The following is a 16,796-nucleotide window of genomic DNA, read 5'->3' on the forward strand; positions in this document are numbered from 1 at the left end:
TCATACCCCCACTTTCAGGAACTCTTTGGCGATGGCCCGGATCTCTTCGGCAGATTTGCCATCCGGTTCTATCTCCATCACCGATAATCCCTTTTCCTCACTATCGTCGTAGACGTTGCGGCCATAGGTGATGGAATTCAGTACATCGACTCCGAACGAGGCACATACCTCTTTGGCCTCGAGAATCCGCTTTACCTGATTGGGCAAAGATGGACATTGGGTCAACACAACGGCTGCATTGAGTGTCGGATTGACCATCTTGCAGGTGGTGATCAGATCTTCCATATGGGGCAGGGTCTTGAGGTCGCGGCGTTTCGGGCGCAAGGGGATCAGGGCGTGGGTGGCGACAGCCATGGTGGAGCGCAGTGCCCGGTTGTCTTGCCCGCCGCAATCGACGATGACGTAGTCATAGCGATTTTTCAGGCTAAGCAGATCGTTGCGAATATTGCCATAGAGCTGAACGCAGTTGATTTGTGGCAGATCCGGGTTGTCGTTGCGTTCCTGAATCCAGTCCGAGGTAGTGCGTTGCGGGTCGCAGTCGACCAGTAACACCTCTCCCTGAAATTGGGATCTGAGGTAGACCGCCAGATTTTGCGCCAGGCAGCTCTTGCCACTGCCACCCTTCTCCCCACCGACCAACAAGATCATGACGTTCCCCTATCCATGAGAAAACCGCTGATTTCAGTATAGGAGGGGGTTGGCTCATCACAAGGCGAGAGGAGTGATGCTCCTCTCGTTCTGCAGGTTAATAGTGAACACTGCCGCCATGCCAGCGGCAGACATAGTCGGGCACCAGCATCTGGGGAGCCTTGTCGACATGGCAGACCACCATGGGTATGGCAGGGGCTCCTTCAGCCTGACTGAGGGTGGGGAGCGCAGAGAGCAGCAAAGTCGCGAGCAACAGCATGGGTTTCATCTTCATAACAACTCCTTGGTAGTGTCATTCCTGTGTGATCCGGATCACTTTCTGAGTTAAGTCGAGGTTGGCGCCAGCGCAAGGTGAGGTGAATAAATTCAATTAATGAAAAAAGTATCAAAAGGCGTTGTGGTGACCGACGAGGATGGCTGCCCACCTTGATGCGGACTTTGTGCATATTAAGTTGAACCGCAAAAAGAGGCGGTGACTTATGAGGCTGGGCCTGATGGGGTTGGCGTCAATGCCATGATCTGGAACAAGAAAAGATTTATGCAGTGAATGTGGTCGATGTGAGTATTTATTTCTCCCGCGTTCCTCTCGTTACGGCGATGTATTCAATACACAGGTAGTAATATTCAGATATTATTTTAGTTGCCACCCATTTCATTGTTTTTTAATGGGTTTTTGTTTTTTCTTTTAATCTTTCCAGTGAGTTGGCATGAATAAAAGTTGAATCAACCTGAAATATATCGGGGTGGTTTTGCATGAAGATTCAGGGTTTGCTGAGAGGAAAATGCGTAAATTGCTACTGGAGTCATAGATTGAAAGGTGAATATATTCAGTTCAAAGTGAATGTGATCAATGTCTAAGTTTATTGCTATTGGCAGGTCTAACCTCGGCTTCGAAAGGCAAGGGCAGGATAGAACATAAGCCGATTACCCTACATAAAGAATATCCCGCCTTAGCCACGAGCATGAATAGAAGGAATCTATTCAATCACTCGCAGGGACCACTGCTAGACGGAATATAATCATGAGCAAATTTTATGTAGGTTCTGAAGTTGGCCAATTGCGCCGTGTCATGTTGCACCGCCCCAACCTCAGTCTGAAGCGTCTGACTCCTTCCAACTGCCAGGATCTGCTGTTCGATGACGTCCTGTCTGTTGAACGTGCCGGTCAGGAGCACGACAAATTCGCTCAGGTACTGCGCGATCAGAATGTCGAAGTTTTCCTGCTGACCAATCTGCTGGCGGAAACCCTGGATGTGCCGGAAGCCAAAACCTGGCTGCTGCAACATCAGGTCTCCGACTATCGCCTCGGCTCTTCTTTTGCCAACGACGTGCGCTGCTTCCTGGCTGACATGCCGCACCGCGAACTGGCCCGCATTCTCTCCGGCGGCCTGACTTACTCCGAGATGCCCTACAGCGGCGTCAACATGGTAGTGGGCATGCACGCTCCGACCGATTTCATCATCGAGCCGCTGCCCAACCACCTCTTTACCCGTGACACCTCCTGCTGGGTTTATGGCGGCGTCTCCATCAACCCGATGGCCAAGCCGGCTCGTCGCCGCGAGACCAACCATGTGAAGGCCATCTACCGCTGGCACCCGATGTTTGCCGGCCAGGACTTCATCAAGTACTTCGGTGACGAGGAGCGTGACTACGACAACTCCACCATCGAGGGTGGCGACGTACTGGTTATCGGCCGCGGCGCCGTGCTGATCGGCATGTCCGAGCGCACTACCCCGCAAGGTGTCGAGCACCTGGCTCGCAGCCTGTTCAAACATGGTCAGGCCAAGCAGGTCATCGCCATGGAGCTGCCGAAACATCGCAGCTGCATGCACCTGGATACCGTCATGACTCACATGGACATCGACACCTTCTCCGTCTATCCGGAAGTGATCCGCAAGGATGTGCAGTGCTGGAGCCTGACTCCGGGCGGCGCCACCGGCATGAACATCAAGGAAGAGGGTTACTTCGTCACCGCCATCGAGAAAGCACTGGGCGTGGATCAGCTGAAGATCATCACCACTGGCGGTGACAGCTTCGAAGCCGAACGCGAGCAGTGGAACGACGCCAACAACGTACTGACCGTACGTCCCGGCGTGGTGGTGGGTTACGAGCGCAATACCTACACCAACGAGAAGTATGACAAGGCCGGCATCACAGTTCTCTCCATCCCGGGTGATGAACTGGGCCGTGGCCGCGGCGGCGCCCGCTGCATGAGCTGCCCGATGGAACGTGACAGCATCTGATGAGACGGCGTGGCGCCGGCAGAAGCTGGCGCCACACAGAACCAAACTCGAGATTAACCACTATGAAAAAACCAACTGTCGTCGTCGCTCTGGGTGGCAATGCACTGCTCCGTCGTGGTGAGCCACTGGAAGCGGATATCCAGCGCAAGAACATTGCAACTGCCGCCAAGACCATCGCCCTCATCGCTCAGGAGTACAACGTGGTGCTGGTGCATGGCAACGGCCCGCAAGTCGGCCTGCTGGCCCTGCAGAACAGCGCCTACACCAAGGTATCCCCCTATCCGCTGGATGTGCTGGGTGCCGAGTCTCAGGGCATGATCGGCTACATGCTGATCCAGGAGCTGAAAAACCTGATGCCGAGCCGCAACGTCACCGCGCTGCTGACTCAGGTGCAGGTCGATCCCAAGGATCCGGCATTCGCCAACCCGACCAAATTTATCGGCCCCGTCTACGAAGAGGCTGAAGCCCGCACCCTGGCAGAAGAGAAGCACTGGGTGGTCAAGGCTGACGGCAAGTTCTTCCGCCGCGTAGTGCCGTCCCCGCTGCCCCAGCGCATCGTCGAAGGCGACGCTATCGAGACTCTGATTGCCCAGGGCCATCTCATCATCTGTACCGGTGGTGGCGGCATCCCGGTGACCTGGGATGGCGAGAGCCTGACCGGTATTGAAGCCGTCATCGACAAGGACATGTCTGCCGCCTATCTGGCCAAGCAGATCAAGGCCGACGCCCTGCTGATCCTGACCGATGCCGATGCCGTCTATCTGGATTGGGGCAAACCGACCCAGCGTCCGCTGCGCGTCACCAGCCCGGACGAGCTGGCCGGGGTCAAGTTCGATGCAGGTTCCATGGGGCCGAAAGTCGAAGCCTCTTGTGAATTTGTCAAAGCGACCGGCGGCATGGTCGGCATCGGCTCGCTGGAAGATGGCCTCGCCATCCTCAAGGGTGAAGCCGGCACCAATATCGTCGCCACCCGCACCGTACATGCGTAATTACCGATATCTGTACTGAGAATGCGTAGTCAACACTACTGCCCGAACTGGTCTGAAACATATATAGAGAGAACTCATCATGGCTTTTAATCTGCGTAACCGTAACTTCCTGAAACTGCTGGACTTCACCCCGCGCGAAATCCAATACATGATCGATCTGGCCATCGACCTGAAGAAAGCCAAATACGGTGGCTACGAGCGCAAGCATCTGGTCGGTAAAAACATCGCCCTGATTTTCGAGAAGACCTCCACCCGTACCCGTTGTGCATTTGAAGTGGCGGCCTTCGACCAGGGCGCGCAAGTCTCCTACCTTGGCCCAAGCGGTTCCCAAATCGGTCACAAGGAGTCCATGAAGGACACCGCCCGTGTACTGGGTCGCATGTATGACGGTATCGAATACCGCGGCTACGGTCAGGAGATCGTGGAAGAGCTGGGCGCCTACGCCGGTGTCCCGGTCTGGAACGGCCTGACCAACGAATTCCACCCGACCCAGATCCTGGCCGACTTCATGACCATGCTGGAGCACGGCAAGGGCAAACGTCTGGATCAAATCAAGTTCGCCTACCTGGGTGATGCCCGCAACAACATGGGTAACTCCCTGATGGTCGGCGCCGCCAAAATGGGCATGGACATCCGTCTGGTCGCACCGAAAGCCTTCTGGCCGGAAGAGGAGCTGGTTGCCAAGTGCCGCCAGATCGCCGAAGAGACCGGCGCACGCATCACCCTGACCGAAGATGTGAAAGAGGGTGTGCTGGGTGCTGACTTCCTCTACACCGACGTCTGGGTATCCATGGGTGAAGCGAAAGAAGCCTGGGATCAGCGCGTCAAACTGATGACCCCTTATCAGGTCAACATGGATGTCATCAACGCCACCAAGAACCCGGATGTGAAGTTCATGCACTGCCTGCCGGCGTTCCACAACGACGAGACCACCATGGGCAAGGAAGTGGCTGACAAATATGGCATGAAAGGCCTGGAAGTGACCGAGGACGTGTTCGAATCCGAGCACAGCATCGTGTTCGACGAGGCCGAAAACCGGATGCACACCATCAAGGCAGTGATGGTTGCTACGCTGGGCGACTAAGGTCGCAGTAGTGGTGCCGGGGGGCGACCCCCGGCTTTTCGACCATGTGACAGCGGCATAATACCTCTAACCCTACAACCCGCAGCCTGCATGGATACCACACCCACAGAAGGAAGCTGGACCATGACCAAATTCAAGTTCCCGTCAGCCTACACGATACTGTTTGTGCTGATCGCCCTGGTGGCCGCCCTGAGCTGGATAGTGCCGGCCGGCAAATATGAGATGACCATGAACGAAGCCCTCGGCAAAGAAGTGCCGGTGGCGGGTACCTACAAACTGGTGGAGGGAAATCCCCAGGGGATCGTCGACGTGCTGCTGGCACCGATCGATGGTCTCTACAACCACGACACCTATGAGGCAGGCGCCATCGACGTCTCCCTCTTTATCCTGATCATCGGTGGTTTTCTTGGCATTGTGACCAAGACAGGTGCCATTGATGCCGGTATTGAACGTGTGACCGACCGCCTGCGCGGCCGTGAAGAGTGGATGATCCCGATCCTGATGGCGCTGTTTGCCGCAGGTGGCACCATCTACGGGATGGCCGAAGAGTCGCTGCCTTTCTACACCCTGCTGGTGCCGGTGATGATGGCCGCCCGTTTTGACCCTGTGGTGGCGGCTGCAACCGTATTGCTGGGGGCCGGTATCGGTACTCTGGGTTCCACCATCAACCCGTTTGCGACCGTGATTGCCGCCAATGCGGCCGGTATCTCCTTCACCGACGGTATCTGGCTGCGCGTCGCCATGCTGGTCGCCGGTTGGCTGCTCTGCGTTGCCTACGTCATGCGTTACGCCAAGATGGTGCGCAGCGATCCGAGCAAATCCCTGGTAGCTGACAAGTGGGAAGAGAACCGTGCCCACTTCCTTGGCAACAAGAGCGACCAGATGCTGGAGTTCACCCTGACCCGTAAAATCGTGCTGGGTATCTTCGTCGCCGCCTTTGCCGTGATGATCTACGGTGTGGCCGTGCTGGGCTGGTGGATGGCGCAGATCTCCGGCGTGTTCCTGGCTGCCGCCATCATCGTTGGTCTTATCTCCCGCATGAGCGAAGAGGAGCTGACCTCCAACTTTATCGATGGTGCCCGCGACCTGCTGGGTGTGGCGCTGATCATCGGTATCGCCCGCGGTATCGTGGTGGTAATGGATAACGGCATGATCACTCACACCATTTTGCACAGTGCAGAAGGGATCGTGACCGGCCTCTCCACTATCGTCTTTATCAACGTGATGTTCGTGCTGGAAGTGGTGCTCTCCTTCCTGGTGCCGTCCTCCTCCGGTCTGGCTGTACTGACCATGCCGATCATGGCGCCGCTGGCCGACTTCGCCAACGTGGGCCGCGATCTGGTGGTGACTGCTTACCAGTCTGCCTCCGGTCTGGTGAACCTGGTGACCCCGACCTCCGCCGTGGTCATGGGTGGTCTGGCCATCGCCAAGGTGCCTTATGTGCGCTGGCTGAAATGGGTGGCTCCGCTGCTCGGTATCCTGACCGTGCTGATCGTGGTCTGCCTGAGCCTGGGTGCCGTGCTCTCCTGAGGGATGACATGCAAGATGAAGCGGGAGCCTGCGGGCTCCCGTTTTTTATGGGCGCAAGAAGTGATGGACACAAAGTCGCAGGCAACAAAAAGGCGACCCGCAGGTCGCCTCGATGCATTCGATGGAAGGGGTTAGCGGGCCTGCGCCAGGGTGCGCACCACGGCGGCGTGGGCCTGACGGGTGCGGCTGATATGGCGCGGCGCGACCAGCACAACGTCATTGCCCGCGACGGCGCCCATGATCTCGGGATTGGCGTTGCGATCCAGCAGGCGAGCCACCACGGTGGCGGCTCCCGGAGTGGTGTGGATCAGCACCATCTGCTGGTTGTGTACCACTTCGCGCACCATGTCGTGGATCGAGCGGGTGCTGCCGGCGGGTTCCAGCTGCTCGTCGACCAGGGTGTAGACCTTCTTGCCGTTGGCATTTTGGGCCTTGGCCACGCCGAGGCGGCGCAGCAGGCGGGAGATGGTGGACTGGCTGATGTCGGCAAAGCCGCGCTCCGACAGCTCGCGGCGGATCTCTTCCTGGGTGCTGTAGCAGTGCTGACCGATGATCTGGCGACAGGCATCCAGCTGGGCCAGATCGGGCTCTTGGGCAACGGGACGACTGAGGGTTTTGACCACGGCGAATTCCTTTGATGATGACCGGAGGTAAACGCGCGATATCTGCCATAGCAGTCAGTTATCAGGTAAAAACACTGATAATCAGCCTATATGCAGGGAATGAGCGGGCATTACCATCTTGCGATGGCAAATTATAGCTGACTGGAAATTCGGTGATGTGACAGGGTTCAAAAATGGGCCCCGTGGGGCCCAATCAGATATCAGTAACGCTCGCTGACGATGTCCTGAGTGAAGGACTTCTCGCAATATTTGCACTTCATCCGTACCACGCCTTTCACTTCGCGCACCCGGAAGTAGCTGTCTACCGGTTCGTTGTGGGAGATGCAGTTGGAGTTGGGGCAGTGGAACACGCCGGCGATGAACTCAGGCAGCTCCAGCTGGTGCTTCTTCACCACATTGAAGTCTTCGATGATGTTGACGGTCGCTTTCGGGGCGAACAGCGCAAGCTGGTTGGCCTGCTGTTCGGTCAGGCGGGTGTTCTCGATCTTGATGAGATCCTTCTTGCCCAGCGCACCGGATTTCAGGTTGAAGCCGACGGTGATCCGCTCCTGGGTTTCGACCAGCTGGAACAGCTTGAGGATCTTGATGCCCTGGCCAGCGGGGATGTGATCGATGACGGAGCCGTGACGGATGGCTTCGACTTGCAGTTGGTTCTTGTCAGACATGATATTCCCCTAAGCTCAGACAGTTTCGTTCAGTACCAGTGCCAGCAGCGCCTGGCGTGCATAGACCCCGTTCTCCGCCTGCTGGAAGTAGCAAGCGTGGGGAGTCTTGTCGACCGCCACATCGATCTCGTCGACGCGGGGCAGGGGATGCAGGATCTTCATGGTGGGCTTGGCCCCTTCCAGAGTCGCCAGCTCCAGAATGAACTTGGCAGCCATGTGCTTGTATTCAGTCTCGTCGAAGCGCTCTTTCTGGACGCGGGTCATGTAGAGGATGTCCAGCTCCGGCATCACCTCTTCCATGGTCTGGTGGACGCTGAACTGGATGCCCTTCTCTTCCAGCTCTTCGCAGATGTAGTCCGGCATCGCCAGCGCTTCCGGGGAGATGAAGAAGAAGCGGCAGTTGAACAGACTGAGGGCCTGGGCCAGCGAGTGCACGGTGCGGCCATATTTCAGGTCACCGACGAAGGCAACGTTGAGGTTGTCCAGACGGCCCTGGGTCTCATGGATGGTGAACAGGTCGAGCAGGGTCTGGCTCGGATGCTGGTTGGAGCCGTCGCCGCCGTTGATGACCGGCACGCGGGAGAACTCGGAGGCCAGACGGGCCGCGCCCTCTTTCGGGTGGCGCATCACCACCGCATCCGAGTAGGAACCGATGATCTTGATGGAGTCAGCCAGCGTCTCGCCCTTCTTGGCGCTGGTGTTGCCACCGTCGGCGAAGCCGATGATGTTGCCGCCAAGGCGCTGTACCGCGGTCTCGAACGAGAGGCGGGTGCGGGTGGAGGCTTCGAAGAAGCAGCTGGCAACCAGCTTGTCTTTCAACAGGCTGGTGTCAGGTTCAGCCTTCAACCGTTGTGCGGTTGAGACTACCAGTTCCATTTCTGACCGGGTCAGGTCCGAAATGGAGATGACATGTTTCTTATAGAGTGGATTGGTCATCGTCTGCATTCCCTTTGACATCATTGGAGGTTTTTCGGGCACAAAAAAAAGCCCCTGAAACAGGGGCTTTTTTTAAAAATAACTGGGGATCTTTGGGGTGGGAACCGGAAACAACGGGGCCGCTCTGGTGCGCACCACCCGTCTGCAAGGCTGTTTTCTGAATCAAAAACTGCATCGTTTCGTCCCGACCTTTTTCAAAACCGGACAGATTATAGGGCCGGTTTTTTAATTGTCAAAATTTTATTTACGATGCCAATTTCAGCATGAAAAACGTTTAAGTGGCGGAAACATGACGACAAATCCACACCTTGTGCGTCTCTTGCAGCGATTCCCCATCGCGGGCCATGGCGCGCAAATAACCGAGTCTGTGGTGTCCTTCCAGCAGGCAGTAGGGGCGGGGTAGGGGATGACCGTTCGGGTAGCTGGCTCCCTCTTCCGGCACCAGCACGATGACAGGTTCCGGCCAGGTGCCTTCGCTCAGCATCTTCTCGCCGAGCCAGGAGCGACGTACATAGCGGTTGCTGCGCAGCATCTCCCCCCAGCGCTCGATCACCTCCATATGGCGGGAGTCCACCTGATCCACCAGCTGCGCGGTGGGCCAGCTTTCACAGGTGAACTGATGGCTGGCGAGATCGATAAAGCTCCAGTTGGACTCAAAACCGCGCCAATGGCGGTAAATCCACTGGGAGAGCACATTTTCAGGAATAAAGGGCACCAGCGGCGCGACCCGTTCAAGATAGGCGGGCAGGGACTCTGTCTTGCGTTCATCCCTGAAGTTGAGGGGCGCCAGTTGTTGGAGCAATCGGTAATTGAGCATAAGTGGCCTCCCGGTACTTGATTTCACCCTACCCCCATTTATGTCCCATTCCTACCCCGGCAGGGCTGCAAATACAGCAAGTTATCCCGCTTTGCTGCACAAACAAGCGCGACTTGTTCGGGATTTGTGCAATCGCATTAAAAGTGTGAAAAAAGCCTTTACCTTTGAAACCCGCTTTGTATACTACGCCTCGTTTGTTGCAGGGGCGTAGTTCCAATTGGTAGAACAGCGGTCTCCAAAACCGATGGTTGCGGGTTCGAGTCCTGCCGCCCCTGCCATTTTCAGAAAGGCCAGCTCATTGAGCTGGCCTTTCGCATTTCCGGCGTTCGCCAATTTATCCCTCTCTCCTTTCTCTTCTCCTTCTTGCCGCTAGCTCTCGGTGACTGTGGCCACATTGATCTCTATGTCTGCCGCAAGAGCGTTCAATGTGCAGCAACCCGCTGTTTCAGGACGGTGACCAGCCGCTGGTGGCGGGCGGGGAGCGGCCACTCGGCGCGGTAGATCAGCCAGAGGGTGTCGATCACCTCAATACTGCTCTGGATCACCCGGATTTTCTCCTGTTGGGCAAAGGCGGTGACGGCGAAGCGGGGCAGCACGGTAAAGCCGAGGCCGCGGGCGACCGGCTCCAGGATCAGGCCGATCTGGTTGGTAAAGCCGCGCTGCGGGATCTCGTCAACGCGCTGGCCGGGGTAGCGTCGTCCCAACAGGCGTTGTGCCATGCTGCGGCCATCCGGGTGGTCGATAAAGCCGAGCTGACAGAGGTACTGCCAGCTCGGCTCCTTGCCATCGTTGGGCACCACCAGACAGAGGGGTTCGCGGGCGAAGGGCTCGGCGGCGATGCTGAGGTGTTCAGGCGGCTGATCCACCAGTCCCAGATCGCTGCGCCCCGCCAGTACCGCCTGCACTATGTCGGGGGTGGGGGCAAAGCGGTGCTGGATGGTGAGTCCGGGGTGCTCTTGTTGCTGGTCGAGCAGCAGGGGATAGAGCAGCAGACCAATGCTACCCGGGGTGGACAGGGTGATGGCGCCGTGGTGAGGGTCGTCGTCCGAGAGGCGTGCCCGCAGCTGTTCGGCGGCCTGCTCCTGCTGGCGGGCGAAGTCGAGCAGCACCAGCCCGCGCGGGGTGAGCTCCAGCTGACGGGGCTTGCGCAGCAGCAGGGGGCCAAATTCGGCCTCGAGGCGCGAGATATGCTGACTGACGGCGGCCTGAGTGAGATCCAGCCGATCGGCGGCACGGGTAAAACTGCCGGTTTCATGCACCACCACCAGGGTGTGGAGCCAGAGTGGATTAACCATAAATTTAATTTATGCCTTCCATTAGTTTGACCTTATTTTTCATTATGGCTCTCCTTCCTATCATGTCACCTGTTTCCCACACACAATTTCAAGGTGACTTATGACTTACCCACGCAACTTCTCCCACATCGGCATCACGGTGACTGACCTCGACAAAGCGGTCGAGTTCTATACCAAGGTGATGGGCTGGTATCTCATCATGCCGGCGACCACCATCACCGAGGATGACTCCGCCATCGGCGTGATGTGCAACGACGTGTTTGGCCCGGGTTGGGGCTCCTTCCGCATCGCCCACCTCTCCACCGGCGACAAGATCGGCATCGAGCTGTTCGAGTTTCCCAACAGCGAGCGCCGTGAGAACAACTTCGAATTCTGGAAGACCGGAGTGTTCCACTTCAGCGTGCAGGATCCGGATGTCGAGGGGCTGGCGGCGCGCATCGTCGCGGCGGGCGGCAAGCAGCGGATGCCGGTGCGCGAGTACTACCCGGGCGAGAAGCCCTACCGCATGGTCTACATGGAAGATCCCTTCGGCAATATCGTCGAGATCTACAGCCACAGCTATGAGCTGACCTACTCCGCCGGTGCATATCAGGGGTAAGTAACAGGCCGCCTTAGGGCGGCCTGCTGCTTTGTTGTTACAAGAGTCAGTAGCATGGAATAGCGATCTGGTTCACACGAATAGCGCGTTCTGTTGTTGATAGATGGGAAAATATACAGATTCACTAAAGTCTGTTCATATTGCGGCCGATAGCCTTTGATACATCAGGGTTTTCCCTGCCTGACACAACAACAAGGATTCGTCGTCATGACCCTCTCTCTGCGCGGCAAGCTGCTGGCCACCAGTCTTGGCGTAGTGCTGCTGATGGCATCACTGCTCGGCATCGTTGCCTTTCACACCCTAAAATCCCGCACCATGAGCGCCATCCAGAGCGAGGCGGTCAACTATGGCCACGCCTACTCGGTCGCCATCGGCGAATGGATGACGGATCGCAAGAACACCGTCCATGCGCTGGTCAACCTGATCAGCGATAACCCCCAAGCCGAGCTGGTGCCGCACCTGAAGCAGGCCTACACCTCCGGCGGCTTCGGCCTCACCTATTTTGGCTCCGCGCAGGGGGTGATGACCCGGCAGGATCCCTCCCTCAACACCGGCAACTATGACCCGCGCGAGCGCCCCTGGTATCAGGATGCGGTGAAGGCGGGGCAGCTGATCGTCACTGCCCCCTATGTCAGCGTCACCATGCAGAAGCTGGTGGTTACTCTCTCCGAGCCGGTGCGCCATCAGGGTGAGCTGGTCGGCGCCGTGGGGGCCAACCTGGCGCTCGACAAGCTGATCGATGAAGTACTGGCGATGAAGGTGCAGGGTGAGGGCTACGCCATGCTGCTCGACAGCAGCGGCCTCATCGTCGGTCACCCCAACAAGGAGCTGGCGCTCAAGCAGATTGGCGAGCTCTCCCCCGATCTGTCGGCGGCCACCTTCCAGCAGTGGGGCCGCGAGAACAACGAACTGCACGCAGCTACCCTCGACGGGCGCGACGTGCTGCTGGCGGTACAGCCGGTGCCGGGCACCGACTGGCTGCTGGCCATGGTGATGTACCGCGACGTGCTGGAGGCGCCGCTCGCCTCCCTGCTGTGGCAGCTGGTGGGGCTGACGCTGCTGCTGATGCTGGTGTTCAGCGCCCTGCTCACCGCCATGTTCAAGTATCTGTTTGCCGATCTGGGCCGGGTGGCCGGTGCGCTGCACGACATCGCTCACGGCGAGGGGGATCTCACCGTCCATATCGACACCCGCAGTCAGGATGAGGTGGGTCAGCTGGCACGCAACTTCAACCAGTTCGTGGCCCGGTTGCACGGGATTGTCAGCCGGTTGCGCGATGTCACCGTCGAGCTGGCGGCCCAGTCCCGTGCTCAGGCGGCCGGCGCCCACTCCCGCAGCCAGCGGGTGCGTCAGCAGCAGGACGAGATCGTGATGGTGGCGACCGCGGTGACCGAGATGGCCTCCGCTACGCAGGAGATCGCCGGCAACGCCGAGTTTGCCGCTACCACCTCCGGCGAGGCGGTCAAGCTGGCGGTCGCGGGTCAGTCGCAGGTCGGTCAGAGCCAGCGCAGCATTACCGGGCTCGCGGATGAGGTGGCTGATGCCAGCCAGATCATCAACGAGCTGGATGCCCATGCCCAGAAGATCAGCGGCATTCTGGCCACCATCAGCGGCATTGCCGAGCAGACCAACCTGCTGGCGCTCAACGCCGCCATCGAGGCGGCGCGGGCCGGTGAGCAGGGCCGTGGCTTCGCGGTGGTGGCGGACGAGGTGCGGGTGCTGTCGCGCCGCACCCATGACTCCACCGACGAGATCCAGCAGATGATCGAGACCCTGCAGCAGACCACCCGCCGCGCCGTGGGTGGTATGGAGACCAGCCGCCAGCTGGCGGGCACCAGCGTCGAGGATGCGGAGTCCGCCAACCAGAGTCTGGCGCGGATCAACGAGGCGATCGGCTCCATCAGCGACATGGCGACCCAGATCGCGGCGGCGGCCGAAGAGCAGACCTCGGTGACCAGCGAGATCAGCCGCAATACCGAGAATATCCGCCACGTCTCGCAGGAGCTGGCCGAGCAGGCCAATCAGGAGGCGGCGCAGGCGGCAGAGCTGAAGGCGCTGACCGAGCGGCTGGAACAGGAGATCGGCCGTTTCCGGCTATGATCCTCAGGCCATCTTCCATGAAAAGGGCAGCCCGCGGGCTGCCCTTTGTTATTGTCGCTGACCGTCAGGCGGCGCTCTCCAGCTGCGCCAGATGGAAGGCACGCCAGTTGCCGTCGGGCAGGTAGTGCTTGCCCTGCTGCCATTTGGGATCGTGCTGCACCACGTAGCGGTAGTGGTAGGCCTGCTGCTGGCCGACATAACGCCCCTGCACCGGGTCGAAGATCTCCACCTCGATGAGCTGGCGCAGATATTCGCTCTGGGGATCATCCTCGCCGTGGAAGTTCTCCATCTCGTCGAGCGCCGCGATGGCGGCAGGGAAGTCGTCCAGCACAAACAGCTCGCCATAGACCCAGTCATCCCCCTGCAACAGGGCGGGGTAGCCCTTGTGCTGCAGGTGATAGAGAGCGCCGCGCACCCGGGCGCGCCGGGGCGTCTGGCTCACGTGGTGAGCCAGATAGCGGCGGTAGTTGAACAGCCCGTCCATCAGGCTGCCATAGACGAACAGCGGGTGTGGCTGGCAAAGGCTCATGAGATCTCGCCGCCCACGACCTTGATATCGCCATCCTGCTGCAGCACCACCGCCTCGATGGCCAGCGCCAGCGCGCGGGTAATCTCGCTCATGGCGAGGCAGGGCTGGTTCACCTTGTCCGCTACCTGCTCGGTGATGTAGGGAACGTGGATAAAGCCGCCGCGCACCGCCGGGAACTCTTTCTCGATCAGGTAGTGCAGCTGGTACATGATGTGGTTGCAGACGAAGGTGCCGGCAGTGTTGGAGACCGCCGCCGGAATGCCGTTCTCCTTGATGCGCTGCACCATTCCCTTGAGGGGCAGACGGGAGAAGTAGGCCGGTGCGCCATCGGCCTGAATCACTTCGTCGATGGGCTGCTGCTGCTCGTTGTCGGGGATGCGGGCATCGTCGATGTTGATGGCGACCCGCTCCGGGGTAATGGCGAAGCGGCCGCCCGCCTGACCGACGTTGATCACCACGTTGGGCTGGTACTGGCGCATCAGCTCTGCCAGCAGGGTGGCTGACTTGCCAAAGACGGTGGGGATCTGCGCCTTGATCACTGTGGCGTCCAGAATGGTTTCCGGCAGGCGTTTGACCGCCTCCCATGCCGGGTTGATGGGCTCGCCGCCGAAGGGGTCAAAACCGGTAATCAGTACTTTCATCATCTTCTCCCGAATGGTCAGAATGCCCAGAAATACATGAGGGCGATATGGATCAGCACCAGCGTCAGCGCCATCGGCACCTGCACCTTGATCACCTTGTTGAGATCCTTCATCTCCAGCAGGGCGGCGGGCAGGGCGTTGAAGTTGGCGGCCATGGGGGTCATCAGGGTGCCGCAGAAGCCGGCGGTCATCGCCAGCGCACCGGCTACCACCGGGTCACCGCCTTGGGCGATGACGAAGGGGATGCCGATGCCGGCGGTGATGACGGTGAAGGCGGCATAGGCGTTGCCCATGATCATGGTGAAGACCATCATGCCGAGGCAGTAGGCCACCACCCCGACGAAGGGGCTGCCGACCGGCACTACGGTTGAGATCCCGTGGGAGATGACATCGCCGACGCCGGATGTGTTGAAGATCACCCCGAGCGCAGCCAGCAGTTGCGGCAGAATGCCGGTGATGCCGACCTGCTGGATCATCCGGTCGGAGTCACCCACTACGGTGGAGGGGGTGGCCCGGGTCAGCAGTACCGTGATGACGAAGGCGATGACCGCCGCCAGACCGATACCGACCTGACCGCCAAGGGGGGTGAACTGGGCGATCACCACCGCCAGCACGGCCAGCAGGATGCAGGGGAGGAAGATCCGGTTGCCGATGCGGTTGGCGTGGCGCTGGGACTCCTCCTCGCTCGCCTGCTCCAGCTTGCCGATCTTCACCTGCTTGAGCAGGGTGATGGCCCCCATGGCGAGGATCAGCACGCCATTGATGACATTGGGGATATAGCTGCCGAAGGCGAACAGCACACCCAGGATGGTCCAGAACAGGGCGGTGCCGATCTTGGCCGGGTGGCTGGGGTCACGCAGGACGCGCCAGGCGCTGCTGAACAGGATGACGCCTATCAGCACATAAAAGAATTCGAGCATGTTGGGGATGAGAGTCGCCATTATTGTTGCCCCTCCTTGTCGCTGCTCACGGTATATGTCTTGGCCATCTGGCGGTCAAACCACATATTGGAAATAGCCACCATCAGCAGGGCAATAATGGCTATTGGCATGGATGCCTTGGCAATATCGACGGCAGAGACGCTATATCCAAGAGATTCAAATGTACCGACGATCAGCAATACCCCGGCTGAGGCGACGAAGGTATTCTGGGCAAAGAAGTTGCCGTAGTTTTCGGTGGCGGAAACCCGCGCCTTGACATATTCCTCATCCTCTTCGCTTAATTTGCCGTGCACCTTGGTAGCTGCAGCCTGAGTCATAGGGTTGACCAGCGGACGAATAAACTGGGTGTGACCCTGAACCCGCACCGAGAAGAGGCCGGCCAGTTCGCGGATAAACATATAGAGGGTCATGAACTTGCCCGGGGTGAGTTTCTTGATCCGCTCGATCAGGGTGACTGCCTGCTGTTTGAGGCCGTAGCGTTCACAGATGCCGATCATCGGCAGGGTCAGCAGAAACAGCGTCACCATGCGGTTGGAGACGAAGGCTTCACCCAGCAGGGAGAGGCAATCGGTCATGGATAGGCCGGAGACCAGCGCCGTGGTGACGGCGGCCACCAGTACGACGGCCAGAGTGTCGAGTTTGAAATAAAATCCCAATAAAATAATAAGAATTCCGCTTAATTTAATAAATTCCAATTAATCACCTCGTTAAAGTGAATATTTATATGCATTTTGGGGTGGCCGAGCTGTTTATCATCTGGTTACTGCGATGGCAACAAAAAATCCCCAAAAAGGGATTCGATTGGTTTCTTGTTGGGGCTTTTTGTCGGTTTATCGTTCGTTGGTAAATGGTGAGTCCTGCACCGTCCAGGCTATTTTGTTGCCCCCTAATCATTCATTCAGATTATTTTGGGGAGCCTGGCGACAATAAATATTGGGCTGACAATATGATCGCTATTCTCTTCCATTGATGGGTGATGGGTGATGGGTGATGGGTGATGGGTGATGGGTGATGGGTGATGGGGATTGTTGCGCAATGTCTATCTGGCAACCGTCAGCGAATGGCTGGGTATGGCGGTGGTTGTGCGGAGCAGGGTTGAGGAACTCGAGAGGGAAAGGCGGAGAGAACCGGTGGCGATGGCATCGCCACCGGTGCTGT

General features: G+C 58.5%; 18 protein-coding genes and 1 tRNA gene. 7 read left to right on the forward strand and 12 right to left on the reverse strand.

The window, feature by feature from the left end; translation table 11 throughout:
- Positions 1-648: an AAA family ATPase gene (locus tag G5332_RS09900; protein WP_216952274.1), complete on the reverse strand. Its 648-nt coding sequence runs from the start codon at positions 646-648 to the stop codon at positions 1-3.
- Positions 649-745: 97 nt separating this feature from the next.
- Complete coding sequence (locus G5332_RS09905; protein ID WP_421172631.1) at positions 746-922, reverse strand: hypothetical protein; 177 nt, start codon at positions 920-922, stop codon at positions 746-748.
- 747 nt (positions 923-1,669) lie between these two features.
- Between G5332_RS09905 and arcA the strand changes: the two genes are divergently transcribed.
- From arcA to G5332_RS09925, 4 genes are all read left to right on the forward strand, one after another.
- Positions 1,670-2,890, forward strand: coding sequence for an arginine deiminase (arcA, locus tag G5332_RS09910; protein WP_005339718.1), 1,221 nt, complete (start codon positions 1,670-1,672; stop codon positions 2,888-2,890).
- A 62-nt stretch (positions 2,891-2,952) separates the two neighbouring features.
- Positions 2,953-3,879 (forward strand): carbamate kinase, encoded by a 927-nt coding sequence (gene arcC / locus G5332_RS09915; protein WP_216952270.1) that lies wholly within the window; start codon positions 2,953-2,955, stop codon positions 3,877-3,879.
- A 79-nt stretch (positions 3,880-3,958) separates the two neighbouring features.
- Positions 3,959-4,963 (forward strand): ornithine carbamoyltransferase, encoded by a 1,005-nt coding sequence (gene argF, locus G5332_RS09920; protein WP_021231476.1) that lies wholly within the window; start codon positions 3,959-3,961, stop codon positions 4,961-4,963.
- Positions 4,964-5,086: 123 nt separating this feature from the next.
- Complete coding sequence (locus G5332_RS09925) at positions 5,087-6,493, forward strand: YfcC family protein (protein ID WP_005339725.1); 1,407 nt, start codon at positions 5,087-5,089, stop codon at positions 6,491-6,493.
- A 131-nt stretch (positions 6,494-6,624) separates the two neighbouring features.
- Here the strand turns inward: G5332_RS09925 and G5332_RS09930 are convergent, their stop codons facing one another.
- The 5 genes from G5332_RS09930 to G5332_RS09950 form a co-directional block, all read right to left on the reverse strand.
- Positions 6,625-7,116, reverse strand: coding sequence for an arginine repressor (locus G5332_RS09930; RefSeq protein ID WP_005339728.1), 492 nt, complete (start codon positions 7,114-7,116; stop codon positions 6,625-6,627).
- A gap of 200 nt (positions 7,117-7,316) precedes the next feature.
- Positions 7,317-7,781, reverse strand: coding sequence for an aspartate carbamoyltransferase regulatory subunit (gene pyrI, locus G5332_RS09935; protein ID WP_005339730.1), 465 nt, complete (start codon positions 7,779-7,781; stop codon positions 7,317-7,319).
- Positions 7,782-7,796: 15 nt separating this feature from the next.
- The gene (gene pyrB, locus G5332_RS09940) at positions 7,797-8,717 is read right to left on the reverse strand and encodes an aspartate carbamoyltransferase (RefSeq protein ID WP_005339735.1); all 921 of its coding nucleotides are present in this window, start codon (positions 8,715-8,717) and stop codon (positions 7,797-7,799) included.
- Positions 8,698-8,892, reverse strand: coding sequence for a hypothetical protein (locus tag G5332_RS09945; RefSeq protein ID WP_133249581.1), 195 nt, complete (start codon positions 8,890-8,892; stop codon positions 8,698-8,700). Before G5332_RS09945 ends, pyrB begins: the two co-directional genes overlap by 20 nt.
- Before the next feature lie 99 nt (positions 8,893-8,991).
- Entirely contained in the window at positions 8,992-9,534 is a 543-nt protein-coding gene (locus tag G5332_RS09950) for a hypothetical protein (protein ID WP_421249604.1), read from the reverse strand.
- A gap of 201 nt (positions 9,535-9,735) precedes the next feature.
- Between G5332_RS09950 and G5332_RS09955 the strand changes: the two genes are divergently transcribed.
- Positions 9,736-9,812 (forward strand) — tRNA-Trp (locus G5332_RS09955).
- 144 nt (positions 9,813-9,956) lie between these two features.
- On the opposite strand, the gene G5332_RS09960 is transcribed toward G5332_RS09955, so the two are convergent.
- Entirely contained in the window at positions 9,957-10,829 is an 873-nt protein-coding gene (locus G5332_RS09960) for a LysR family transcriptional regulator (protein WP_421249603.1), read from the reverse strand.
- 100 nt (positions 10,830-10,929) lie between these two features.
- Here G5332_RS09960 and G5332_RS09965 point away from each other — a divergent pair, with 100 nt between their 5' ends.
- A complete protein-coding gene (locus G5332_RS09965; protein WP_005339743.1) occupies positions 10,930-11,427 on the forward strand; it encodes a lactoylglutathione lyase family protein in 498 nt (165 codons plus the stop codon).
- Positions 11,428-11,634: 207 nt separating this feature from the next.
- Positions 11,635-13,527, forward strand: a complete 1,893-nt coding sequence (locus tag G5332_RS09970; protein WP_421249602.1) for a methyl-accepting chemotaxis protein — start codon at positions 11,635-11,637, stop codon at positions 13,525-13,527.
- Positions 13,528-13,591: 64 nt separating this feature from the next.
- On the opposite strand, the gene G5332_RS09975 is transcribed toward G5332_RS09970, so the two are convergent.
- Genes G5332_RS09975 through G5332_RS09990 form a run of 4 tightly spaced genes read right to left on the reverse strand, consistent with a single transcriptional unit; the run spans position 13,592 to position 16,333 of the window.
- A complete protein-coding gene (locus G5332_RS09975; protein ID WP_421249601.1) occupies positions 13,592-14,056 on the reverse strand; it encodes a gamma-glutamylcyclotransferase family protein in 465 nt (154 codons plus the stop codon).
- Complete coding sequence (gene pcp / locus G5332_RS09980) at positions 14,053-14,700, reverse strand: pyroglutamyl-peptidase I (RefSeq protein WP_421212410.1); 648 nt, start codon at positions 14,698-14,700, stop codon at positions 14,053-14,055. The genes G5332_RS09975 and pcp overlap by 4 nt, the downstream gene beginning before the upstream one ends.
- A 14-nt stretch (positions 14,701-14,714) precedes the next feature.
- Positions 14,715-15,638, reverse strand: a complete 924-nt coding sequence (locus G5332_RS09985) for a DUF979 domain-containing protein (RefSeq protein WP_421212409.1) — start codon at positions 15,636-15,638, stop codon at positions 14,715-14,717.
- Positions 15,638-16,333: a DUF969 domain-containing protein gene (locus G5332_RS09990; RefSeq protein ID WP_227341773.1), complete on the reverse strand. Its 696-nt coding sequence runs from the start codon at positions 16,331-16,333 to the stop codon at positions 15,638-15,640. The genes G5332_RS09985 and G5332_RS09990 overlap by 1 nt, the downstream gene beginning before the upstream one ends.
- Between the last annotated feature and the right edge of the window lie 463 nt (positions 16,334-16,796).

The sequence above is a fragment of the Aeromonas sp. 603757 genome (assembly GCF_049171255.1).
Classification (GTDB): Bacteria; Pseudomonadota; Gammaproteobacteria; order Enterobacterales; family Aeromonadaceae; genus Aeromonas; species Aeromonas veronii_A.